Consider the following 23,938-nt stretch of genomic DNA (forward strand, 5'->3'; position numbering starts at 1 on the left):
GGTTGATCAGGCGGCGGTCAGCAAGCCCTGGCGTTCGATGAAGGCGACGATGTCGTCCAGGCCGACTCCGGTTTTCTGGTTGCTGAACACAAAGGGTTTGCCGTTACGCATCCGCTGGGTGTCGCTGTTCATCAACTCCAGCGAGGCGCCCACCAGCGGGGCCAGGTCGATCTTGTTGATCACCAGCAAGTCGGATTTGCAAATACCGGGCCCGCCTTTGCGTGGCAGCTTGTCACCAGCGGACACATCGATCACGTAAATGGTCAGGTCCGAGAGTTCCGGGCTGAAGGTGGCCGACAGGTTGTCGCCGCCGGACTCCACCAGGATCAGGTCCAGGCCGGGAAAGCGGCGGTTGAGCTGGTCCACGGCCTCAAGGTTGATCGAAGCATCTTCGCGAATCGCCGTGTGCGGGCAGCCGCCGGTCTCCACGCCGATGATGCGCTCCGGCGCCAGCGCCTTGTTACGTACCAGAAAGTCGGCGTCTTCGCGGGTATAGATGTCGTTGGTGACCACCGCCAGGTTATAGCGATCACGCAGCGCCAGGCACAGGGCCAGGGTCAGGGCGGTCTTGCCGGAGCCCACCGGGCCGCCGATTCCGACGCGCAGGGGTTGTGTGTTCATGTGCTTCTCCACAATAAAAAACGTTCAGGAACGAAACAGGCGGCTGTACTGGCGTTCGTGGGCCATGCACGCCAGGGACAGGCCAAAGGCGGCGCTGCCCAACCGCGCAGGGTCAATGCGCTCGGCGTCCTGCTGTGCTTGCTGTAGCAAGGGCAGCAGTTCGCTGGTCAGGCGTTGCGCGGCTTGCTGGCCCAGTGGCAGGGTTTTCATCAGCACGGCCAATTGGTTCTCCAGCCAGCTCCACAGCCACGCGGCGAGGGCATCGTCGGGGCTGATGTGCCAGGCGCGGGCGGCCAGGGCCCAGCCAAGAGCCAGGTGCGGTTCGCCGCGTTGTGCAAGGAACTCACGGGCGGCGCTGTCCAGTTCCGGTAAGCCATTGAGCAGTTGCTGCAGGGAATAACCCATTTGCCGGCTCTCCTGATACAGCTCGCGGGTCTCACGGCTGGCGCGGTGTTCTTCGCACAATTGCGCCAGCCCAGGCCAGTCCTGTTCAGCGCCAGCGCGGCAATGGGCGAGCAACAGCGGCGCTTCGAAGCGCGCAAGGTTGAGCAGCAACTGATCGCTGATCCAGCGCCCTGCGCTCGCGGCATCCTGTACGCGGCCGTTGTCCACAGCCATTTCCAGGCCCTGGGAATAGCTGTAGCCGCCAATCGGCAATTGCGGACTGGCCAGGCGCAACAGCGCCCAGGCTGGGTTCATAGACGTACGCCGAACTGGTGCAGCTTGGGCGGGTAGTTGAAGTCTTCGTCGCCATGGCGCGAATGATGATGGCCGCCGCCGTAGGCGCCATGTTCCGGCTGGAACGGCGCCTCGATGGTTTGCGTGTCGGCGCCCAACTGTTCCAGCATTGCCTTGAGCACGTAGTCGTCGAGCAGGCGCAGCCAGCCGTCGCCGACTTGCAGGGCCACATGGCGGTTACCCAGGTGATAGGCAGCGCGGGTCAGTTCAAAGGCGTTGCGGCAAGTGACGTGCAGCAGTTGTTCAGGGCGGGCGCAAACGCGTACGACACGTCCGTCTTCAGCTTGTAGGAACTCGCCATCGTGCAAGGGCGGCTGCCCACGCTCCAAAAACAGGCCGACGTCTTCACCGTCGGCACTGAAACAGCGCAGGCGGCTTTTGCTGCGGGCTTCGAAGTTCAGCAGCAACTCAGCGGCCCAGAGGGCTTGGGGGGCGATTCGGCGGTGGATCACCAGCATCGGTAGGCTTCCAGCTATGAGCGATAGCAGTGCTAGAGCAAGGGGCTTGCCAACCCGCTATTGGCGTAGGAGTTTCCTGTCAGTGCAGGTCATTGCGCGTGGATGGGGCATCCACGGGTTGCACAGAACGTTCAAGTTTGGTGCGCATGAGCGGTTATAGCACTGGAAAAGGGCGTTTTTCCTGAAAGTAGCCTGGTGCTGCATGAAACTTCTTTCATCCAATTATCCATTGCGTTTTTAAGGATTTATCCTACAAAGACCCAAGAATCGGCCTTCGTGGGCTTACGTGATGGTTCTTTAAGATTCGCGCCGTGTTTAATTCACCGCGATGTTCATCATGTTCAAGTCATTTATTTGTTCAGTCATTGTCGGCCTGTCGTGTGTTATCTCGTCAGCCTCGGCCAATCTTCAACAGCCGCCGACTTTCGCTTCAAGCCATGCGGCGTCTTCGGTCGACGATGTGATCGACCGCGCCCATCAACTGCTCGGCACTCCCTACAAGTGGGGCGGTACGTCTGCCGAGCAGGGGTTTGATTGCAGCAGTTTCCTGGTTTATCTGTTCAAGACCGAAGCCAACATTCAGCTGCCGCGTACCACTGCGGCGATGCACCGTTCAACCGCTGCAACCATCAAGCGCACAGCGTTAAAACCGGGCGATGCCGTATTTTTCAAAGGCAACGGGCGAGGGCAGGTGAGTCACGTCGGGCTGTATATCGGCGAAGGCAAGTTCATCCATTCACCGCGTACCGGCAAGCATGTGCGTATCGATTCGTTGAGCAATAAGTACTGGAGCAAGAACTACACAACGGCCAAGCGTTTTCACAAGGCTGGCTGAGGGATTACTCGGTACTGCCCAGCCCTTGCCAGTGCTTGAGGCCGATAAAGATAAAGCGCAGTTGCTGGGTGATTTTCGCCTGGGGCGTGAGGTGGGCCGGCAGGGCATGGGCCGGTGGGTCGATGATATCGGGCAGGGTGGCAAACACGCTTTTGACGATCAGGTCGGCCATCACATGTAAACCTTCTGCATCCAGATGCTGCAATTTGGGCATCAACGTCAGGTCGGCGGCCAGGTCGCGGGTGATGTCCTCGCGCAGGGCGCCGATGGCTTGGCGCACGGCCAGGCAGCCGCCGTACTGTTCGCGGGCCAAAAACAGGAATTGCGAACGGTTGGCCGAAACTACGTCGAGAAAGATCCGCACAGAGGCATCGATAATGCCCCCCATCACGAATTCGTTGTGGCGCACCAGGCGGATCGTGGCGCGGAAGGTCTGGCCGACTTCGCTGACCAATACCAGCCCAAGCTGGTCCATGTCGGCAAAATGGCGATAGAAACCAGTTGGCACTATACCCGCTGTCTTGGCCACTTCGCGCAGGCTCAGGCTGCCAAACCCACGGCCACACTCCATCAGATGGCGGGCTGCGTCCATCAAGGCAAGGCGTGTCTGTTGCTTCTGTTCGGCGCGGGGCAGCATGAGCGGATGGGCTTTGTCGGCGAGTACAGCGACGCACTCTAGCAAAAGCGCTTTGCCGGCGTCGAACTTGGCGGGGGCGAGGCGTGACGCGGTCTATATAAAAGCAAAAGCCCGATCGGCTGATCGGGCTTTTTTCCGGGCCACCACGGGCTTAGCTCTGTGCTTGATGCAGTTCTTGCAGACGGTCGGCACCACCTTCAGCAACGCCTTCGGTGTAGGCGCGTTTGTTGGCTTGTTCAGCACCGCCTTCTACCAGACCTTTCTCTTGCAGGCGATTGTAGCCATTTTCAGCGACAGCACCTTTGGCGTAGTCACGGTTTTCGTCTTCTTGCGAACCGCTGCGCGCCACGGTTTGGCTAGTCTGCATGGCTTGAGCTTTGTTCTGTGGAGTGGCCTGTTCAGCGGCTGGCAGGGCGAAAGCACTGGAAGCCAGGACAGATAACAGGACGGTAGCGAGTAATTGGCGTTTCATGATGGTTGCTCCTTGGGAGGGCGATAAAGTGGGTACAGGGCTAATGCTACTCTTGATAAGTCGATATAAAAGTTCATAAACACAATGGTAATAATCAACAGAATTGATTGTTCCCTGCAAAGGCTCTAGATCGAGCCTCTCAAGCACGCGGTTTTGCACCGGGGTGGGTATTTTCGACACGAACCGGGGTAACAATGGTGCGCTGTCGATGATGAAATCTGTCTGCTTGATCAGGAAAATCGTTTTTTTCGGCTAAATCCGCCGTTGGGTTAAACCCTCCGGCACTTTGCCAGTCGTAGTTCTATAAGCTGTGTCAAAGGCTGTTGCCCAGCCAGTCGTATTCAGGAGCCCTGTGCAATGACGCGCACTCGTAAAATCGTCGCTTGGAGCTGCGCCAGCTTCGTTCTGTTAATCGCCATTGCGGTACTTGTGCTGGTGTTCTTCGATTGGAACCGCATCAAGCCGCCGCTCAACGCCAAGGTCTCCGAAGAACTGCATCGCCCGTTCGCCATCAGCGGCAACCTCGCGGTGGTGTGGCAGCGCGAGCCCGAAGAGGGTGGCTGGCGTGCCTGGGTGCCGTGGCCCCATGTGATCGCCGAAGACCTGACCCTGGGCAACCCGGATTGGTCGAAACAACCGCAGATGGTCACGCTCAAGAAGGTCGAGCTGCGCATTTCACCCCTGGCCTTGCTGGTGCAGCGCGTGGTGATCCCGCGCATTGACCTCACCGAACCCAGTGCCCAGTTGCAGCGCCTGGCCGACGGCCGCGCCAACTGGACGTTCAAGTTCGATCCCAAGGACCCCGACGCCGAGCCCTCCAACTGGGTGGTGGATATCGGCGCCATCGGCTTTGACAAGGGCCATGTGACCCTCGACGATCAAACCCTCAAGACTCAGTTGGATGTGATCATCGACCCCTTGGGCAAACCCATCCCGTTTGGTGAAATCGTCGGGGACGCCGATGCCAAGAAGGCGCTGGAAAAAGGCTCGGCGCCTCAGGACTACGCGTTCGGCCTCAAGGTCAAAGGCCAATATCACGGCCAGAAGCTCGCCGGCACCGGCAAGATCGGCGGTCTGCTGGCCTTGCAGGACGCGGCCAAGCCGTTCCCGCTGCAAGCCCAGGTGAAAGTCGCCGACACCAGTATCGCCCTGGCCGGCACCTTGACCGACCCGCTTAACCTCGGTGCCCTTGACCTGCGCCTCAAACTCTCGGGCAGCAGCCTGGGCAACCTCTACCCGTTGACCGGTGTAACGTTGCCGGATTCGCCGGCCTATTCCACCGACGGCCATTTGATCGCCAAGCTGCATGAAGCCAGCGGCGCCTCATTCCGCTACGAGAACTTCAACGGCAAGATCGGCAACAGCGACATCCATGGCGACCTGGCCTATGTCGCCAGCCAGCCACGGCCCAAACTCAGCGGCGCACTGGTGTCCAACCAATTGCTGATGGATGACCTGGCGCCGCTGATTGGCGCAGATTCCAACGCCGAGCAAAAAGCCCGTGGCGGTGAAAGCAAACAACCGGCGACCAAAGTGCTGCCAGTTGAAGAGTTCCGCACCGAACGCTGGCGCGAGATGGATGCCGACGTGGAATTCACCGGCAAGCGCATCGTGCACAGTGCCGACTTGCCCTTCACCGATCTGTATACGCACCTGGTGCTCAACGACGGCCAACTGAGCCTCGAACCCCTGCGTTTCGGCGTGGCCGGCGGCAAGCTCGATGCGCAGATTCGCTTGAATGGCCGCATTACGCCGATGGAAGGCAGCGCCAAGCTGACGGCACGCAACTTCAAGCTCAAACAACTGTTCCCGACCTTTGAGCCGATGAAAACCAGCTTCGGCGAACTCAACGGCGATGCCGATATTTCCGGGCGCGGCAACTCGGTGGCGGCACTGCTGGGAACCTCCAACGGCGACCTGAAGATGCTGATCAACGATGGCGCCATCAGCCGCAGCCTGATGGAAATCGCAGGGCTCAACGTGGGCAACTACGTCGTGGGGCGCCTGTTCGGCGACGAGGAAGTGAAGATCAACTGCGCAGCGGCGGACTTCGGCATCAAGACGGGCCTGGCGACCACGCGGTTGTTTGTGTTCGATACCGAGAACGCCATCATCTACATCGACGGCACGGCCAATATGGCTACCGAGCAACTGGACCTGACCATTACGCCGGAGTCCAAGGGCTTTCGTCTGTTCTCGCTGCGTTCGCCGCTGTACGTCAATGGACCGTTCATCAAGCCCAATGCTGGCGTAAAAGCCATTCCGCTGGCGCTACGTGGCGCAGGCATGGTTGCCCTGGGCGTCATCGCCGGGCCGGCCGCCGGCTTGCTCGCGTTGGTCGCTCCAAGCGGTGGAGAGCCGAATGAATGCGCGCCGTTGCTGCAGCAGATGAAGGAAGGCAAGGCGCCTAAGACTGTGAAGTAACTGACCTACAGCTCAAACGAAATGTGGGAGGGGGCTTGCCCCCTCCCACATGGTTATTGCTATGTCGCTGATTACAGGTCTTGCAGAATATCCGCCATATCATCGGCGTGCTCTTCTTCCTGGGCCAGGATGTCTTCGAAGATGCGACGGGTAGTCGGGTCTTTATCACCGATGTACTGGATGATTTCACGGTAGCTGTCCACCGCGATGCGCTCGGCTACCAGGTCTTCGTAGACCATCTCTTTGAGCGAGTTGCCTGCCACATATTGAGCGTGGGAGTTCTTCGACAGCAGGTCGGGGTTGAACTCCGGCTCGCCGCCCAGTTGCACGATGCGCTCGGCCAGTTTGTCGGCGTGTTCGGCTTCCTGGGTGGCATGTTCGAGGAACTCATCGGCGGCGACGCTGGCTTTCAGGCCGTTGGCCATGAAGTAGTGACGCTTGTAGCGCAACACGCAAACCAGCTCGGTGGCCAGCGACTCGTTGAGCAGGCGGATGATTTCCTGACGGTCGGCGTCGTAGCCTTCGGTCACGGCACCGTTTTCGACATTCTGGCGGGCGCGGCTGCGCAGGGTCGCAATGTCAGTCAAGTGTGCTTCAGTCATTTCAATCTCCTGGGGCTAATCCGGTTGTACGCCACGCTCTGCCGGCGTGATCGCTATAGGTTGTGAGTCCCGGGCCAGGCGAAAAGTTTTATCGGATTTAACAGGATGTGTCATGAACACGTCTGACCGGTGTGGTCCAGCGCTCCGACAGGATCACTCCACCCAGGGTCAGCAAGCCACCCACCAGGTGATACAGCGCCAACTCTTCCTTCAGCACCACCGCTGCGATCAGTGCGGTAATCAACGGCAGCAGGTTGAAAAACAGCGTGGTACGGCTTGGCCCCAGGGTCTTCACCGAGTGCATCCACGCCAACGGCGCCAGCATTGAAGCCAGCAGGCAGGCGTACAGCACCAGCGGAATATTCGTCCAGCCCAAACCGGCCTTGGCCGAAAACAGGTACAGCGGCAGCAGCACCACCACCGCGACCAGCACCTGCAAATACAGCAGCACCAACGGCGGCAGGCGCAGTTGCCATTTTTTCAGCAGGGTGCTGTAGACCGCATAAGCCAGCGTCGCCACCAGCATCATGCCGTCACCCAGGTTGACCCCGTGTTGCAACAGCGCCCCCAGGCTGCCGGACGATACCACCACCACAACACCGGCGAACGACAGTACCGCGCCGGTCAGCGCGCCGAAGGTCAGGCGTTGCCCCAGGCTGATAATCGCGGCGGTCAACGCCATCAGCGGCATCAGCGAGAGGATGATGCCCATGTTGGTGGCGCTGGTCAGCGTGGCGGCGTAATAGGCCAGGCTTTGATACACCGCCATGCCCAGCACGCCGAGGATGAAGATCTTGCCCAGGTTGGGACGGATAAGCGCCCAGTTGGCAACGACCGGCTTGAGCATGAACGGGGTGAACAGCAGTGCTGCGAACAGCCAGCGGTAAAAGCCGATTTCAGCCGGGAAAATAGAGCCCACGGCCAATTTGTTGACCACGGTGTTGCCAGCCCAGATAAAAATGGCCAGCAGCGGATACGCGTATTGCATCGAAAGAAACCCAGTGTATTGACGAGGCGCGATTATCCCCTGTCTGGATCGAAGCCTATACTGCGATCCAGACAACCGACCTCTGAATCCAGACAACATGCCCCGACATACCGTACGCCTGGCGGATTTCCCCCGCCTGCCGAGCCCTGTGTACTTTCGCTATTCCGATTTCGCACCCGATACCGAGTGCACCCCGCATCGGCACAGCTGGGGGTCGTTGGACTATTCAGCCAACGGCGTGATGCGCATGGAGGTGGCTGGCAGCCGTTTTATGTCGCCGCCGCAGTACGCGGTGTGGATCCCGCCCAACACCGAACACAGCTCCTACAACGCCCAGGCGATTGTCTATCGTTCGGTGGGCTTGGCGCCGACGCTCTGCGAGCAGCTGCCTCAAGCGCCGTGCACGCTGACGATCAGCGATATTCTCAAGGCCATCCTCAGCGATTTCGCCCAGCGCGACGTGAATATCCCGCAATCGGACGCGGATATCCGCCTGGCCCAAGTGCTGGTGGACCAACTCAAGCAGGCGCCGATCCACGATGGCTTCCTGCCCTACGCCCGCCACCCCGGGCTGCTTGGGGTGCTGGAAGGTATGCAGGCGCAGCCCGCCGACAATCGTCCGCTCGGGCAATGGGCTGAGCAGGTACATGTGAGCGAACGCACCCTGGCGCGTCAGTTTGTGCGCGAGCTGGGTATGAGTTTTGGTGAATGGCGCCAGCGCCTGCGCTACCTGGCGGCCATCGAAGCCCTGGACAGTGACCGCAGCGTGCAGCACGTGGCATTTGACTTGGGCTACAGCACCGCCTCGGCATTTATCGCCATGTTCCAACGCCATGCTGGCTGCACCCCGGAGCACTACCGACGGACGAATATTCGTGGCCGGTGAAGTTGTAACAGCTTTTGACTACACTGCGCTGTAGGCCGTGCCCGTCGGCACGGTAACAGGGAGAAAACTCCATGAAGATGCTGCGTATTCCGTTGTTGATGATGGGCCTGCTGTTGTGTTCCCAAGGTTTTGCCGCCACTGCCCAGCAGAACAAAATGACCACCTGCAATGCCGAAGCCACCACCAAGACCCTCAAGGGCGATGACCGCAAGGCCTTCATGAAGACCTGCCTGTCGGCGCCTGCCGCCAACGATGCCAAGACCCTGACGCCGCAGCAGCAGAAGATGAAGGACTGCAATGCGTCGGCTAAAACCAAAGCGTTGACCGGCGATGCGCGTAAAACATTCATGAGCACCTGCCTCAAAGGTTAATCACGATTTCGCAGGCGCTGCAGATCGAATGTGGGAGGGGGCGTGCTCCCGATAGCGCCGTGTCAGTCAATCGAGTCATTGGCTGATCCTCCGTAATCGGGAGCAAGCCCCCTCCCACACTTGATCGCATTCACAGTCGTCTCCCCTCGCTTGATGCCTGCAACGCTGGCAGACTGCCCATCCTTTAACGCCGTTCGTTTTGAGGCTGTATGCCAACGTTTTCTCAGCGTCATGTGTTGTTGCTGGCCAGCTACATCATCATTTTCGGCGGGTTGCTGCTGGTGCTGCCGCTCAAATTGCTGCCCAGCCTGCTGGCCGGCCTGTTGGTCTATGAACTGGTCAACATGCTCACTCCCCAACTGCAACGGCTGATCGAAGGCCGGCGTGCGCGCTGGTTGGCGGTGGCCTTGCTCGGCACCCTGATCGTCAGCGTGCTCGCCCTGATCTTCGCCGGGGCCATCAGTTTTTTGCTTCACGAAGCGGAAAACCCCGGGGCTTCCCTGGATAAATTCATGGGCGTGGTCGACCGCGCACGCGGCCAGTTACCGCCGTTCATCGACGCCTACCTGCCCGCCAGCGCCGCCGAGTTTCGCGTGGCCATCGGCGACTGGATGAGCAAGCACTTGAGCGAACTGCAACTGGTCGGCAAAGACGCCGCCCATATGTTCGTCACTTTGCTGATCGGCATGGTGCTCGGCGCCATCATCGCCTTGCAACGGGTGCCCGACCTGACCAAACGCAAACCCCTGGCCGCCGCGCTGTTCGACCGTTTGCATCTGCTGGTTCAGGCGTTTCGGAACATCGTCTTCGCCCAGATCAAAATCGCCGCGCTCAACACGGCTTTCACCGCCGTGTTCCTCGCCGTGGTGCTGCCGCTGTGCGGCATTCACCTGCCGCTGACCAAAACCCTGATCGTGCTGACCTTCCTGCTCGGCTTGCTACCGGTGATCGGCAACCTGATGTCCAACACCCTGATCACCATCGTCGCGCTGTCGCTGTCGATCTGGGTGGCGGTGGCGGCGCTGGGGTATTTGATCGTGATCCACAAGGTCGAGTATTTCCTCAACGCGCGCATCGTCGGCGGGCAGATCAGTGCCAAGTCGTGGGAGTTACTGCTGGCGATGCTGGTGTTTGAAGCCGCGTTCGGTTTGCCGGGGGTGGTGGCGGGGCCGATTTATTATGCGTATCTGAAGAGTGAGCTGAAGTTGGGTGGGATGGTTTAGGCGCAGATGCGAGTTACAAGCTGCAAGCTGCAAGTGGAAGCAGCTTGGCTTTTACTTGCCGCTTGCAGCTGAAAACTTACCGCTTAAGACCCATAACGCTTGCTGGCCTCAATCGCCAACCCGCTGCCGATACTGCCGAAGATATTGCCTTCCACATGCCGCGCATTCGGCAGCATCGCCGAGATGCTGTGGCGCAGTGCCGGAATACCGCTGGAACCACCAGTGAAGAACACCGTGTCTACCTGGGCCACGCTCACCGAGGCGTCATTGAGCAGTTGCGTGACACTGCCGCGCACGCGTTCAAGCAGGTTGTCGATGGAGGACTCGAACAGCGCCCGGCTCAGGTCCACGCTCAGGCCGGCTTCGATACGGTCCAGTGGCACATGGCGGCTGTCTGCCTGGGTCAGTTGGATCTTGGTCTCTTCCACTTCCATCGCCAGCCAGTGCCCGGCGCGCTGTTCGATCAGCTTGAACAGGCGGTCGATGCCGCCGGTGTCTTCGATGTCGTAGCGCATGCTGCCCAGGGCCAGCTGGGACTTTTGCGAGTACACCGAGTTGATGGTGTGCCAGGTCGCCAGGTTCATGTGGTGGCTGGTAGGCATGTAGGCGCCGCTCTTCATGCGGCTGCCGTAGCCGAACAGCGGCATCATGCCGGCCAGCGAGAGTTGCTTATCGAAATCGGTACCGCCGATGTGCACGCCACCGGTGGCGAGGATGTCGCTCTGGCGGTTGTCGTTGTGACGGCGGTCCGGCGACAGGCGCACCAGGGAGAAGTCGGAGGTACCACCGCCGATGTCGACGATCAGCACCAGCTCCTCTTTTTCAATGGTGGACTCGTAGTCGAACGCCGCCGCAATCGGTTCGTACTGGAACGAGATGTCCTTGAAGCCGATCTTGCGCGCCACGTCCACCAGGGTGTTCTCGGCTTCCTGGTCGGCCATCGGGTCGTCATCGACGAAGAATACCGGGCGGCCCAGTACCACTTCCTCGAACTCACGGCCAGCGGTGGCCTCGGCGCGGCTCTTGAGTTGGCCGATAAACAGCGCCAGCAGGTCGGTAAACGGCATGGCCGTGCCCAATACGCTGGTGTCGTGCTTGATCAGTTTGGAACCCAGCAGGCTCTTGAGCGAGCGCATCAGCCGGCCTTCGTAGTTTTCCAGGTACTCGTGCAGCGCCAGGCGACCGTACACCGGGCGGCGCTCCTCGAAGTTGAAGAACACCACCGACGGCAAGGTGATCTTGTCGTCCTCCAGCGCGATAAGCGTCTCCTCGCCGGGGCGGATCCAGCCGACGGTGGAGTTGGACGTGCCGAAGTCAATGCCGCAGGCACGGGCTGGGGATGGGTTTTTCATGTCTATCGGGTTCCGGTTGAAAAACGGCCGCGCAGTGTATGCCAGTCGCAAGCGCTTGCGTAGGCCAACCATCCGTTAAATCGCGCTTGAAAGTACGGGATTTGCCCCCACATCTGTTACATACGGCTGATGCCGATAACACTTTGACGTACCCCCAGGCCGCAACCCTCACCAGGTGCAAACCAGCGCACGTTGCGCCCCGGGCAGTGCGATCTCGATAAAGGATGGTGAACCGTCGATGGATTTCAAAGATTACTACAAGATTCTGGGTGTCGAGCCGACGGCCGATGACAAGGAAATCAAGGCTGCCTATCGCAAGCTCGCGCGCAAATATCACCCCGATGTGAGCAAGGAAAAAGACGCCGAAGCGAAATTCAAGGACGCGTCCGAAGCCTATGAAGCGCTTAAAAGCGCCGACAAGCGAGCCGAGTACGACGAATTGCGCAAATACGGCCAGCATGGCCAGCCGTTTCAGGGGCCTCCGGGCTGGCAGAGTCGTAGTGGGTACAGTGGCGGTGCGGGCACCGAGGACTTCTCGGACTTCTTCAGCTCGATCTTCGGTGGCCGTGGTGATGCCTTCGGTGGCGGCCAGCGCCGGCCTGCCGGGCGCAAGGGCCAGGACGTCGAGATGCAACTGACGGTGCACCTTGAAGAGACACTGTCTACCGAGTCCAAGCAGATCAACTTCCAGGTGCCGCAATACGACGCCTCGGGCCGGCACGTGAGCAACACCACCAAGAGCCTGAACGTGAAGATCCCCGCCGGCGTGGCTGACGGCGAGCGCATCCGCCTCAAAGGGCAGGGCGCACCGGGCATCGGTGGCGGAGCGAATGGCGACCTGTACCTGATCATCAAGTTTGCGCCGCACCCCAGGTTCGAAGTGGATGGCGAAAACCTGATCATCAACCTGCCGCTGGCCCCGTGGGAGTTGGCCTTGGGCGCGGAAGTGGCAGTGCCGACCCTCACCGGCAAGATCAACCTCAAGGTCCCCGCCGGTAGCCAGAACGGCCAGCGCATGCGCGCCAAGGGCCATGGCCTGCTGAACAAGGCCGGGCAGCGCGGTTATCTGTTTGTGCAGCTCAAGGCCGTGATGCCCAAGAGCAGTGATGAGGAGGTCAAGGCGCTGTGGCAGGAGCTGGCACAGAAGGCAGCGTTCAATCCTCGCGAACACTTCTGAGCAGGCTGGCTACATAGTTGGCACCAGCGCAAAAACGGCGCTGCATAGGATGACAATCTTTCTTATAACAAGGTTGTCATCCCATGCCCGATCTTCAGGCTATAGCCCCCTCCACGCTCCCGCCCGGTGAGCAGGGAAAACACTACGCGTTAATCAAACAGGCGATCCCGTCCTGCCTGGTCAGCAGTTCACCCGAGCGGCGCACGGCCCTCAAGCAGACACCTGCGATTATCCCCGAGTGGTACAGCGCCACATCTCAAGCGCAGAAGGATCAGCTCAACACACTGTTGGAGAGCCGTTGCCACTCCCTGAATGAGCTGGAGAAATCCCTGAGCAAAGTCCAGGCGCTGGAAGCATTCGCCCAGCCATTATTGGAAGCGGCATTGAAGGCTGCCGGCCATGCGCTGGACGTTAATCAAACCTGGTTGCGCCTGTATGTGCCGGTTGAGGATGCCTTTGGCAGAAAAACCGGGGGGGTCAGGGGCAAGACGTTCTCCTTGCTCAAGGCTGCCCTGGGCAACTTTGAGGCGCGGGAGGCTAAGAAGGATTTTTTCGACAGTGTCTCGGGATTTATCACCCAGCCGGATACGCTTGGGCACTTTGAACGCCACGCCACGACCTTGAAAATTCATGAGTTCGCCCAGCTATGCCGTGACCTTGATTTGGGGCGTCAATACCAGGCTTATCTCAGGGCGCAGTTGAGGCCTAATGATGTACGGGTCCGCGCCGAGTTTCGGGATCGCTCCACCCGCCACCAGAAAGATGCCTTCAAGGCGGCGGCGTATCTGGCCTTGCTCAAGGGGGATATCGGTGCCACCGATTACGCGTTGCTGATGCGTGTGGCGGCTGGTGAAAAGGACATCATGGTCGATAACCAGGCGGTCGGTTACCGTTGCTTGAGCCTGATGAACCTGCACCTGCATGACTGTCTGATCATCGACCCCTGCGCCAAGCAGCGTTATTCGTGCTGGGTTATCGCCTACATCCCTGACCACCCCGACCACCCCATCAAGCGTTATGAAACGTTTAATGAGTTTCGCAACGAATTGACTGATCGCCTGACCGCGAGCACCAGCCAGGGGGCCGACCGTTCGAAGGGTGTACAAACGACGCAGTACCAGGAGTTTTTTGCCCGGTTTGTCGCCGATAAGGATCGCGCTTACTACTACCGCAGGCTGACCGAGCTGGCGGTGGATGCGCCCCCCCAACCGTTCGGCTCACAGTGGCTGCGGTCGGAATGGGGGCGTTTACTGACGGCCCCCTCTTTTACCTCCGGCTCGTCGCTGGGGGAGCCGCAACCGTCTGTGCGCGTTCCGATAACCGCCCCCGAATTCAACATTCAGGCAATCGAAATCGCCGGCCTCTGGCGGGCTGCGGACCTGTGGGTGTATCGCCATGCCAGTCTGCGCACGCGACTGTTTAATGATGCCCAAAACCAGGCCGTGAGCACTGAGGATGCTGACAAGGCATCCAGTTCCAGGCGCGCAGCCCATTTCCTGAGTATCGGCATGTTCGGCCTGAACCTGGTGGGGATGGCCGTCCCACCCTTGGGCCTGGTGATGGCCGGGGTGATGGCTGGTCAGCTGCTTTATGAGGTCTTTGAAGGCGCGACCGAACTCAGCGAAGGCGACCGTGAGGCAGGCTGGGCGCACATCACCGATGTGTTGGAAAACCTGGCGACACTGGCGGCGCAGGCGGTGGCGTTCCACTTCACAGTGTCACCGTTCATTGAACGGCTCAAAACCGTCACGTTGCCCGGCGGCAAGACTCGCCTGTGCAAGCCTGATCTTGCGCCCTATAAGGTGCCTGTCGAACTGGCCGCAGGTGCCAAGCCAGACGCTTTGGGCCTTTACTCGCACGACGGCCAGTTGATTTTGCCCCATGAGGGTGACCACTACCGGGTTGGGCAGAACTCCGTCACCGGCCAGTATCGTATCCAGCACCCCAACCGCCCTGGTGCGTATGAGCCGGTGCTGGAACATAACCATGCTGGCGTCTGGAGCCATGAGTTCGAGCAGCCGCTGACCTGGGACAAACCGACCCTGATGAGGCGCCTGGGGCTGGAACAGCGTGGGCTTGACGCCCAAACGCTGGAACAGGCCCGTATGGCCAGCGGTGTCGAGGAAGACGTCTTGCGCCAGACGTTTGTTGAGCATGACCCGGTGCCTTTGCTGTTGGATGACACGATCCAGCACTTCAAGGCTCATCAGGAACTGACGACGTTTGTCGAGCAAATGAAAAGTAGCGACCCGGCTGTCTATGCTCAAGCCGACCCCGTGCTGCAACTGCAAATCATGCGTCGACGAGGGATGTTGCCTGATGCGCCGTTACGGGTCAGGGTCAGTGGCAGCAACAGCAGGGTGTTGTGGGAGGAGACCTTCGGGGACGCCTCCAGGCGCGTAGTGGAGGTCAGTGAAAGCCAGTTGGCGGGCGGTGAGTTGCTCAATCAGGTGCTGTACAGCTTGCAAGGCGTGGAACCGGCGCTCAGGGAAATCCCCGGCAGTGCCGAAGAGTCGCTGGCGGTGCGGGCCGGCAAGCTGCGTGAACACATCGCCAACGTCGTCGATACCTTTAAGGGCTCGCTGGTCGAAGAGCGCTACCAGGCCTTGAATGCCACGAACGATCCTGATGTACGCCTGGTCATGGCGACTTACCCCAGGCTGCCGGCGTCGATGGCCACTGAGTTGCTCAGAAGGCTGAGGGCTGAGCAGTTGCAGACCTTTCGGGATAGCGGGTTTCTGCCCGAGGAAAGCATTGAACAGGCGAGGTGGCTTGAGCAGGAAGTTCGCGTATCACGTGCCTATGAAGGCCTGTACCTGGACACGCTGGCAGGTATTGATAGCCAGCGTCTGGCCTTGCGTACCCTGGAAATCTTGCCTGGATGGCAGCGCGGAACGCGGGTGGAGTTGCGTCACTACTCGGCCCAAGGCACGCTGCTGGATGCCATCGGTTCCCCGGATTCAACCACCACCAAGACCCTGGTGCTCAAGGACAATGGGTTGTTCGAAGCGCCCATGCCCAGGGATTTTTTTGGAGCGATCTGGGACTTGTTGTCCACCTCCGAACGCCAGAGCCTTGGGGTCACCGATGCACAGCAGTTGAAGGCCGCGATCCAGCAATCGCCGTTGCCTCGTGAGCCGCTGCGCACGGTGTTGCTGGAGCATCCGGTGCGCAAACCGACGCTTGATTCGACACTGAGACTACTTGGCGGTGGCGGCGGATCCAGCCGACAGGCGTCCAGCGATAGCGATGTCGATTTAGTGCACGAGCAGGTCACCGATCTGTTCCCTTTGATGGACGAGGAGGCCGTCGATGCGTTTGTTCTCACATTGGGCGACGATGTCGACGGTGGGTTGACACACTGGAAGACTGAGCTCAAAACGTTGACGAGGGAGTTGGATACCTGGGTTTACGCCAGTGGGCCGCCTGGCGATGCCGACTTTCCCGGCGCGTCCGATTTAGCCAGAGAGATCAAGAATCACTGGCGGCGTATGAATCAAGGCCCCCTGAAGCTGATGATGAGGGGCGATCTGGAACTACCGTTACTCAGCGCCGACTTCAGCCACGTTGAGGGACTTGAGATCTACGGTACCCGTTGGACCGGCAAGTCTGATGCTTTCCTTGCATCGTTCACCCACGTCAAGCATTTGGCCCTGATCGGTTGCGGGCTTACCGAGTTACCCGGCGCTATCGGTGAAATGCGCTCCCTGACTTCGTTGAACCTGACCGGCAATAATCTTAAGTCGACCCCCCCAACCAGCCGTATGCTGAGCAACCTCAGCACCCTTGTGACGCTTGATCTGCGCAGTAACCCGCTGGGTGTAGCCCCCGATGTCAGTGGTATGCCAGACCTGGCGGAGTTGAACCTGAGGAATGCGCAGATTGAGCAGTGGCCCTCGGGATTAACCGCACTGACTGGATTGAGACGTGTCGATTTATCCGAAAACCGCCTGCAGGCGGTTCCACCAGAACATTTGACACCCCTGCCTGAACAGGTTGAAGCGATCGCTCGCACAAACAACGTCCTGCTCCTTGAGGGCAATAGGTTTCCCACCGACTATTGGCAGCAGTTCGATCGCTACTGGCAGACGCTGACGCAAACACGGCCCGAACTGCTGCAAGGAGCCCTTGAGGGTGCCTTTGACAGTGGTAACCCAAGGCTTGCGGTCATGCAGAAACTTTATCCCGACAATGGCGTGCTCGTATCCCGGAAGATGATCTGGGCGCTGGGCGAGCGCGCTGATGCCGTGCTGGCCCAGCGTGAGCAGGAATTTAAAGCGCTCAAGCGTCAGTTAATAGCCTGGAACCTCTCCATCGAGCGTCAGAGTAATGAGCGCGTCGGGCCAAATGAGCGTCTGCTGGAATTCAACGGTCGTTATCACGCCACGCGCCGTATCACGAACTGCTGGAGAGCGGATAACCCCCTCGTTCCGGCCAGCGACGGTACGCTCATCGATATCGAACTGGACCTTAGTGGGTTGCGCCTGCCGAGCCTGCCCGACCTTGGCGAGAGTTTCATCCGTCCGACGGTACTCAAACTGAACCATCTGAACCTGCGCACGTCACCAGAACGTTTCCTGGCGCAGTGCCGCGGTGTGCGCTCGCTGGACATGTCGGATAACCATTTGTTCGAGTTGCCGCCAGCCGTGGGGAATATGAACGAATTGACCCGTTTGTCTCTGCAAAACAACCGCATCCGCTTGACTGCCGAGTCGGTTGCTCTCCTGTCCTCGCGATCGACACTTCGTGACTTGATACTCGATGATAACTTCCTCGGCCTGACGCCGGATTTCAGCCAGATGACCGATTTGCGTACCTTGCAGATGAGCAATGCGGGGATTGATACCTGGCCTGCAGGATTGGTTGAACGGACGAACCTGCTACGGGTCGATCTGAGCGAGAACAGTATTACCACTATCCCGGACTCAGTCATTGCACCGTCGGATGAGCAGTTGGCGCAGACGGCGCGCGTGACTCGTGTGACGGATATCAGCGAGAACCCGTTGACCGAGCAAACCCGGCGACAAGTCCACGAATATAGCCGGCGCCTTGAGGAAGCCGGGTTGATGTCTGAGGATCTTCCGAACACGCTACGGTTGACGGCTGATATTGCCCCTGACCGTGAGGCATCCGCAGACGGCCCGCAGGATCCATTTCTGCGTTGGTCCCAAGGCATGTCCCCGCAAGACGCGAGTAGCAAACGACTCCTATGGGGGGCATTGGAGCGCATACCGAGGGTCGCCCCGTTTTTTGACATCCTTGAGCGTCTGGAACCGACTGTCACCGACCACGCTGACATGCAGCGCCGCGTCTGGGAAGTGATCGAAAGCATCACCCAGGACACCGTCGAATCGAAAACCCTGCGCACGGAACTCCTCGACCTGGCCGGCGAGCCAGGGTGTTGTGACCTTGCGGCTTTCTCCTTCAGTAACCTGGAAGTGCGCACGCTGGCCTACAAGGCTCGTTTGCAGGCCACCGATCAGACCCAGGGCCTGCAATTGGCAAGGTTATCCAGGGGCTTGTTCCGCCTGCACGAAGTGGACAAGATCGCGTCGGCGGATATCCAGCGCAGCGAAGCCATCGTCAATGACCCCAGCGTGTCGGCGGACGACAAGTTGCCCCATACCGAACGCCTGGACGAAGAGGTTGAGATCCGACTGGCGTACCGTTACGGCCTCAAGGATCGGCTCCAGCTACCGGGGCAGCCGCAGGGGGTCGTGCATACAAACTTGGGCGGCGTTACCTCATCAATGCTCGATACTGCCTATGAGACGATCAAAGCCCTGGATAACTCTGCGCAAGAGCTTCAGGCGCTGCTGTCCAGGGACTTTTGGCAGGATTACCTGAAAGGCAAATACCCCGTGCAATTTGACGAACTGCGCACTCCGTTTCACGACCAGTTGGAAGACTTGCGGAGCAGGTTTGAATCCAAAGCGATCACCGAGGCTCTTTACGATCAACGGGCCAGAGAGCTTCAGGCGCAATTGCAGATCAGCGAGGCGGTGCTGATCGAGACACTGACCCGTCAGGAGTTGCTTGAGCATCCGCTGGACGTGGCTGAGGTGGTTACCTAAAACAAAAAGTAGCGCTGGGCCATGGGCAGCACATCGGCCGGTTCACACCACAACAACTGCCCGTCGGCCTTGACCTGATAGGTCTGTGGATCAACCTCGATATCCGGCAGGTAGTCGTTGTGGATCAGGTCGGTTTTCTGCACATCGCGGCAACCCTTGACCACTGCAATCTGCTTCTTCAATCCCAGGGCCTCGGGCAGGCCGGCGTCCTGGGCGGCCTGGCTGATAAAGGTCAGGCTGGTGGCATGCAGCGAGCTGCCGAAGCTGGCGAACATCGGGCGATAGTGCACTGGTTGTGGCGTGGGGATCGAGGCGTTGGCATCGCCCATCAGGCTTGAGGCAATCGCGCCTCCCTTGAGGATCAGGGTCGGCTTGATGCCGAAGAACGCCGGGCGCCACAGCACCAGGTCGGCCCACTTGCCCACTTCAATCGAACCGACGATATGGCTGACACCGTGAGTGATTGCCGGGTTGATGGTGTACTTGGCGATATAACGCTTGGCGCGGAAGTTGTCATTGCCGGGACCGTCGCCGGGCAGGGCGCCGCGCTGCTTTTTCATCTTGTCGGCGGTCTGCCAGGTGCGTGTGATCACCTCGCCGACACGGCCCATGGCCTGGCTGTCGGAACTGATCATCGAGAATGCGCCGAGGTCGTGCAGGATGTCTTCGGCGGCGATGGTCTCGCGGCGGATGCGGCTCTCGGCGAAGGCCACGTCTTCGGCAATGCTCGGGTCCAGGTGATGGCAGACCATCAGCATGTCCAGGTGTTCGTCGATGGTATTGCGTGTGAACGGCCGCGTCGGGTTAGTGGAGCTGGGCAGCACGTTGGGGAAACCGCAGGCCTTGATGATGTCCGGCGCATGGCCGCCACCGGCACCTTCGGTGTGGTAGGTGTGGATGGTGCGGCCCTTGAGGGCGGCGAGGGTGGTTTCGACGAAGCCGGACTCGTTAAGGGTGTCGCTGTGGATCGCCACCTGTACGTCGTATTGATCGGCCACGCTCAGGCAGTTATCAATGCTGGCGGGTGTGGTGCCCCAGTCTTCATGCAGCTTCAAACCGATGGCGCCGGCCTTGACCTGCTCGATCAACGGCTCCGGCAAACTGGCGTTGCCCTTACCGGTAAAACCTATGTTCATCGGGAACGAGTCGCTGGCCTGCAGCATCCGCGCAAGGTGCCACGGGCCGGATGTGCAAGTAGTGGCATTGGTACCAGTGGCAGGGCCGGTGCCGCCACCGATCATGGTGGTGACGCCGCTGGTCAGCGCCTCTTCAATCTGCTGCGGGCAGATGAAATGCACGTGGCTGTCGATGCCGCCGGCAGTGAGGATCATGCCTTCACCGGCGATCACTTCGGTGCTGGCGCCGATGGCCATGGTCACGCCGGGCTGGATATCCGGGTTGCCGGCCTTGCCGATGGCGTGGATGCGTCCGTTCTTCAAGCCAACGTCAGCCTTGACGATGCCCCAGTGATCAATGATCAGCGCGTTGGTGATCAGGGTGTCCACTACCTCATGGGCGAGCAACTGACTCTGGCCCTGGCCGTCACGGATCACCTTGCCGCCGCCGAATTTGACTTCTTCGCCATAGACGGTGAAGTCCTGTTCGACTTCGACAAACAGCTCGGTGTCGGCCAGGCGGATCTTGTCACCGACAGTGGGGCCGTACATGTCGGCGTAGGCTTGGCGGCTGATTTTCATGGGGTTGCCCTGATTAATTGTGTTGAATGTGAGATCGCTATCGCGGGCAAGCCCGCCCTCACATGTTGATTTGTGAACACTGTCAAAAGGTGGGAGCTGGCTTGCCTGCGATGAGGCCCTAGAGGTCGCCCATAATCCGACCGGCAAACCCGAACACCCGGCGCTCGCCGCTCAAATCGACTAACTCCACCTCCCGACGCTGCCCCGGCTCAAACCGCACCGCCGTACCTGCCGGAATATTCAGGCGCATACCGCGGCTCGCTGAACGGTCAAATTCCAGCGCGTCATTGGTCTCGAAAAAATGGTAATGCGAGCCCACCTGAATCGGCCGGTCGCCGCTATTGGCCACGCTCAAGGTGACGGTGCGGCGGCCGACATTCAGTTCGATCTCGCCAGGCTGGATCTGATATTCACCAGGAATCATGCCGGTTGCCCCAGGGTCTTGTAGTAGATGGCGGTCGGGCTGTAGCGCCCGTCCGGGCTTTGGCAGTAGTCGGGCAGCTCACCGATCTTGATGTAGCGCAGCGACTGATAGAAGGCTTCGGCGCCGGAGCCAGCCTCGGTGTCCAGATACAGCAGGCCGCGCTTGTGCTGGCGTGCGGCGAGCTCCAGGCTGTGCATCAATTGCTGGCCCAGGCCATGGCGGCGGGCGCTGCTGTGCACCAGCAACTTTTGCACTTCGGCGCGGTTGAGGCCATTGGCTTTTTGGCACAGCGCCAGTTGCACGCTGGCGATCACCTGCTCGTCGCGTACTACCACCCACAGCAGCAGGCTGGCGTCTTCGATACCGGCTTGCACGCCGGTCAGATACTCGCGGGCCTGGGCCTCATCGAAGTCGGCCATAAAGCCCACCGACGCGCCATGCTGCACCGCGTCCAGCAACAACTCGATCAAGCCCAGGCGGTAATGGGCAAAACTTTCAGCATTGACTCGACGCAGTTGTGCAGCGTTCATCGATCTCACTCCTTGGGCGGTTCGGCGCCCGGGTTCAAGGTCAGTTGCATAAAGGTCAGGTCCAGCCAGCGGCCGAACTTGATGCCCACTTGCGGCATGTGCCCGGTGGTGATGAAGCCCAGGCGTTCATGCAGGTGGATGGACGCCTGGTTGCCGCTTTCGATGGCCGCAACCATCACGTGTTTGCCGCAACTGCGCGCGCGCTCGATCAGGGCCTGCATCAGGCGTGGACCGAGGCCTTTGCCGCGCTGGTCATTGCGCACGTACACCGAGTGTTCGACGCTATAGCGAAAGCCTTCGAAAGGTCGCCAGTCGCCGAATGAGGCGTAGCCGATGACTTCATCGTTTTCCACCGCGACCAGGATCGGGTACTGCTGCGCCTGGCGTGCGCTGAACCAGGTCTGGCGGTTTGCCAGGTCCACCGGCTGTTCGTTCCAGATCGCCGTGGTGTTCTGTACCGCGTCGTTGTAGATAGCGCGGATCGCCGGCAGGTCGTGTTCGGTTGCATCACGAATCATCGCGGTGCCTCATGCAATGGGCTGGTGTACGGTCACCAGTTTGGTGCCGTCGGGAAAGGTGGCCTCCACCTGGATGTCCGGGATCATTTCCGGGATGCCTTCCATCACTTGTTCGCGGCTGAGCAGGGTGGTGCCGTAGTGCATCAGGTCGGCCACGGTGCGGCCATCGCGGGCGCCTTCCATCAACGCGGCGGAAATATAGGCGATGGTTTCCGGATAGTTGAGCTTCACACCGCGCGCCAGGCGCCGCTCGGCGACGAGGCCTGCGGTGAAGATCAGCAGTTTGTCTTTTTCCCGTGGGGTCAGGTCCATGGTTCAAGGTCCTTTAAATGCATTCTTCATGTGCTCCAGATTCTCGGTGATACCGCTTCGCGGCCCAGTACGGCTGGGCGCAGCAATCGCCATAAATCAATCAACCACCCCCGCGCCAACAGCGCTTCCTCGGCCAGGCAACGCGCCACCAGCAGCCCGGGCAGTTGGGTCAAATCGCCGCGCACTGCGTGGGGCAGCGAGCGGCATTGTTCAAGCAGTTCAGGGTCGACCTCACCCGTCACCAGCAACGTGGCAAACACCGGCTGCCCGTCCAACCCGATGGGCGAATCCAGCAACCCATCGGCGCCCACAATGCGCTGGCGCTCATGCCAGAGCAACTGGCCGTCGCGGCGAATATCCAGGTGTGATTGAAAGTGGCCGAGGTCGAACCGCTCGCCACTGGCCGGGCGCCCCAGAGCGACCACATCCCAGTAGAACAACCGCGCATCGCCTTGCAGCTCAATACGCGTGGTCAGTTCGGCCTGGGCGGCGCTGAACACGATGGTTTCCTGAGGCAGCCATTCGAGCGTCGCGCCGGCCTCGACGGTCAACTCGACTTGCTGAAACGCCGGGCCGCTGGCGCGATACCACTTGGCTGCGCCGGGGCTGGTCAACTGCGCCCAGGCACCGGCGCTGACGTGGGCGCTGATATCCAGGCGATCGCCACCTGCAATTCCTCCGGGCGGGTGCACGATGATGTGCTGGCACACCTGGGGGCCTTCGGCGTACAGGTGCTTTTGCACGCGCAGCGGGCCCAGGTGGCGGCGCAATACCGGGCGCGTGGTGTCGCCGAAACGCGCGTAGCCGAGCTCCAGCGCGGCGTGCCAGCTGGGGGTGAACAGGGCAGGGGAAACGGGCAGGTTCATGGTTTTTGGCTTAATGTCGTGACGCCACAGATTAGATGGTTACGAGGCCGCGTACACCTTCGCTCTCCATATTTTCACCGCGGCCCTGCTGCACGATTTCACCGCGCGACATCACCAGGTAGTGGTCGGCCAGTTCGGCAGCGAAGTCGTAGAACTGCTCCACCAGCAGGATCGCCATGTCGCCGCGCTCGGCAAGCTTCTTGATCACCGCACCGATCTCCTTGATCACCGACGGCTGGATACCTTCGGTGGGCTCATCGAGGATCAGCAGGCGCGGGCGGCTGGCCAGGGCGCGGCCAATCGCCAACTGTTGCTGCTGGCCCCCGGACAAATCGCCGCCGCGTCGATGCTTCATCTGCAGCAACACCGGAAACAGCTCGTAGATGAACGCGGGCACTTCCCTGGCTTCGGAACCGGGGAAGCGCGACAGGCCCATCAGCAGATTTTCTTCCACCGTCAGCCGGCCAAAAATCTCCCGGCCCTGAGGCACGTAAGCGATCCCGGCATGGACACGCTGGTGCGGCTTGAAGCCGGTGATGGCCTTGCCTTCCCAATTCACCGCGCCCTCCTTGGCCGGCAGCAAGCCCATCAGGCACTTGAGCAGGGTGGTCTTGCCCACGCCGTTGCGGCCGAGCAGGCAGGTGACTTCGCCGATTTTCACCTCGAAGGACAGCCCGCGCAGGATGTGGCTACCGCCGTAGTACTGGTGCAGTTTGTCGACTTGCAGCATGTT

The 23,938-nt window shown here is 60.2% G+C and carries 22 protein-coding genes; 7 read left to right on the plus strand and 15 right to left on the minus strand.

The window, feature by feature from the left end; translation table 11 throughout:
• Positions 1–6: 6 nt before the first annotated feature.
• Genes ureG through ureE form a run of 3 tightly spaced genes read right to left on the minus strand, consistent with a single transcriptional unit; the run spans position 7 to position 1,817 of the window.
• Positions 7–621 carry an urease accessory protein UreG gene (gene ureG, locus IH404_RS03655; protein ID WP_005784294.1) on the minus strand — a complete coding sequence of 205 codons (615 nt, stop codon included), beginning with the start codon at positions 619–621 and terminating at the stop codon, positions 7–9.
• A 24-nt stretch (positions 622–645) separates the two neighbouring features.
• Positions 646–1,320, minus strand: coding sequence for an urease accessory protein UreF (locus IH404_RS03660; protein WP_005784296.1), 675 nt, complete (start codon positions 1,318–1,320; stop codon positions 646–648).
• Positions 1,317–1,817: an urease accessory protein UreE gene (gene ureE, locus IH404_RS03665; protein WP_005784297.1), complete on the minus strand. Its 501-nt coding sequence runs from the start codon at positions 1,815–1,817 to the stop codon at positions 1,317–1,319. Before ureE ends, IH404_RS03660 begins: the two co-directional genes overlap by 4 nt.
• 337 nt (positions 1,818–2,154) lie before the next feature.
• Here ureE and IH404_RS03670 point away from each other — a divergent pair, with 337 nt between their 5' ends.
• Positions 2,155–2,652 carry a C40 family peptidase gene (locus tag IH404_RS03670; protein ID WP_005784298.1) on the plus strand — a complete coding sequence of 166 codons (498 nt, stop codon included), beginning with the start codon at positions 2,155–2,157 and terminating at the stop codon, positions 2,650–2,652.
• A gap of 4 nt (positions 2,653–2,656) precedes the next feature.
• Here the strand turns inward: IH404_RS03670 and IH404_RS03675 are convergent, their stop codons facing one another.
• Positions 2,657–3,289: a TetR family transcriptional regulator gene (locus IH404_RS03675; protein ID WP_005784300.1), complete on the minus strand. Its 633-nt coding sequence runs from the start codon at positions 3,287–3,289 to the stop codon at positions 2,657–2,659.
• A 151-nt stretch (positions 3,290–3,440) separates the two neighbouring features.
• Entirely contained in the window at positions 3,441–3,761 is a 321-nt protein-coding gene (locus tag IH404_RS03680) for a hypothetical protein (protein WP_005784302.1), read from the minus strand.
• A gap of 357 nt (positions 3,762–4,118) precedes the next feature.
• Between IH404_RS03680 and IH404_RS03685 the strand changes: the two genes are divergently transcribed.
• Entirely contained in the window at positions 4,119–6,185 is a 2,067-nt protein-coding gene (locus IH404_RS03685; RefSeq protein WP_194439961.1) for an AsmA family protein, read from the plus strand.
• Positions 6,186–6,256: 71 nt separating this feature from the next.
• Here the strand turns inward: IH404_RS03685 and IH404_RS03690 are convergent, their stop codons facing one another.
• Positions 6,257–6,787, minus strand: a complete 531-nt coding sequence (locus IH404_RS03690) for a ferritin-like domain-containing protein (protein WP_005784304.1) — start codon at positions 6,785–6,787, stop codon at positions 6,257–6,259.
• A 97-nt stretch (positions 6,788–6,884) separates the two neighbouring features.
• The gene (locus IH404_RS03695) at positions 6,885–7,775 is read right to left on the minus strand and encodes a DMT family transporter (RefSeq protein WP_005784306.1); all 891 of its coding nucleotides are present in this window, start codon (positions 7,773–7,775) and stop codon (positions 6,885–6,887) included.
• A gap of 97 nt (positions 7,776–7,872) precedes the next feature.
• Between IH404_RS03695 and IH404_RS03700 the strand changes: the two genes are divergently transcribed.
• The 3 genes from IH404_RS03700 to IH404_RS03710 all read left to right on the plus strand — a co-directional run bounded on the left by IH404_RS03700 (position 7,873) and on the right by IH404_RS03710 (position 10,255).
• A complete protein-coding gene (locus IH404_RS03700) occupies positions 7,873–8,661 on the plus strand; it encodes a helix-turn-helix transcriptional regulator (protein WP_005784308.1) in 789 nt (262 codons plus the stop codon).
• 71 nt (positions 8,662–8,732) lie between these two features.
• Positions 8,733–9,032: a PsiF family protein gene (locus tag IH404_RS03705; RefSeq protein ID WP_005784310.1), complete on the plus strand. Its 300-nt coding sequence runs from the start codon at positions 8,733–8,735 to the stop codon at positions 9,030–9,032.
• Positions 9,033–9,241: 209 nt separating this feature from the next.
• Positions 9,242–10,255, plus strand: a complete 1,014-nt coding sequence (locus IH404_RS03710) for an AI-2E family transporter (RefSeq protein WP_005784311.1) — start codon at positions 9,242–9,244, stop codon at positions 10,253–10,255.
• Positions 10,256–10,338: 83 nt separating this feature from the next.
• Here the strand turns inward: IH404_RS03710 and IH404_RS03715 are convergent, their stop codons facing one another.
• On the minus strand, positions 10,339–11,607 hold the full coding sequence (locus tag IH404_RS03715; protein WP_005784313.1) for an Hsp70 family protein: 1,269 nt from the start codon (positions 11,605–11,607) through the stop codon (positions 10,339–10,341).
• A 238-nt stretch (positions 11,608–11,845) separates the two neighbouring features.
• Between IH404_RS03715 and IH404_RS03720 the strand changes: the two genes are divergently transcribed.
• Both IH404_RS03720 and IH404_RS03725 read left to right on the plus strand, forming a co-directional pair.
• Positions 11,846–12,784, plus strand: a complete 939-nt coding sequence (locus IH404_RS03720; protein WP_194439962.1) for a DnaJ C-terminal domain-containing protein — start codon at positions 11,846–11,848, stop codon at positions 12,782–12,784.
• A gap of 83 nt (positions 12,785–12,867) precedes the next feature.
• Positions 12,868–18,858 carry a DUF6543 domain-containing protein gene (locus IH404_RS03725; RefSeq protein ID WP_194439963.1) on the plus strand — a complete coding sequence of 1,997 codons (5,991 nt, stop codon included), beginning with the start codon at positions 12,868–12,870 and terminating at the stop codon, positions 18,856–18,858.
• On the opposite strand, the gene ureC is transcribed toward IH404_RS03725, so the two are convergent.
• From ureC to urtE, 7 genes are all read right to left on the minus strand, one after another.
• The gene (ureC, locus tag IH404_RS03730; protein WP_194439964.1) at positions 18,855–20,555 is read right to left on the minus strand and encodes an urease subunit alpha; all 1,701 of its coding nucleotides are present in this window, start codon (positions 20,553–20,555) and stop codon (positions 18,855–18,857) included. The two genes, IH404_RS03725 and ureC, sit on opposite strands and share 4 nt — an antisense overlap.
• 118 nt (positions 20,556–20,673) lie before the next feature.
• A complete protein-coding gene (locus tag IH404_RS03735) occupies positions 20,674–20,979 on the minus strand; it encodes an urease subunit beta (RefSeq protein ID WP_005784320.1) in 306 nt (101 codons plus the stop codon).
• Positions 20,976–21,509, minus strand: coding sequence for a GNAT family N-acetyltransferase (locus tag IH404_RS03740; protein ID WP_005784322.1), 534 nt, complete (start codon positions 21,507–21,509; stop codon positions 20,976–20,978). The genes IH404_RS03735 and IH404_RS03740 overlap by 4 nt, the downstream gene beginning before the upstream one ends.
• Positions 21,510–21,514: 5 nt before the next feature.
• Complete coding sequence (locus IH404_RS03745; protein WP_005784324.1) at positions 21,515–22,027, minus strand: GNAT family N-acetyltransferase; 513 nt, start codon at positions 22,025–22,027, stop codon at positions 21,515–21,517.
• A gap of 9 nt (positions 22,028–22,036) precedes the next feature.
• The gene (gene ureA, locus IH404_RS03750; RefSeq protein WP_003171437.1) at positions 22,037–22,339 is read right to left on the minus strand and encodes an urease subunit gamma; all 303 of its coding nucleotides are present in this window, start codon (positions 22,337–22,339) and stop codon (positions 22,037–22,039) included.
• A gap of 26 nt (positions 22,340–22,365) precedes the next feature.
• Positions 22,366–23,205 carry an urease accessory protein UreD gene (locus IH404_RS03755; RefSeq protein ID WP_005784327.1) on the minus strand — a complete coding sequence of 280 codons (840 nt, stop codon included), beginning with the start codon at positions 23,203–23,205 and terminating at the stop codon, positions 22,366–22,368.
• A gap of 31 nt (positions 23,206–23,236) precedes the next feature.
• Positions 23,237–23,935, minus strand: coding sequence for an urea ABC transporter ATP-binding subunit UrtE (urtE, locus tag IH404_RS03760; protein ID WP_005784329.1), 699 nt, complete (start codon positions 23,933–23,935; stop codon positions 23,237–23,239).
• Between the last annotated feature and the right edge of the window lie 3 nt (positions 23,936–23,938).

Source organism: Pseudomonas sp. OST1909 (genome assembly GCF_015277575.1).
GTDB classification, from domain to species: Bacteria; Pseudomonadota; Gammaproteobacteria; order Pseudomonadales; family Pseudomonadaceae; genus Aquipseudomonas; species Aquipseudomonas synxantha_A.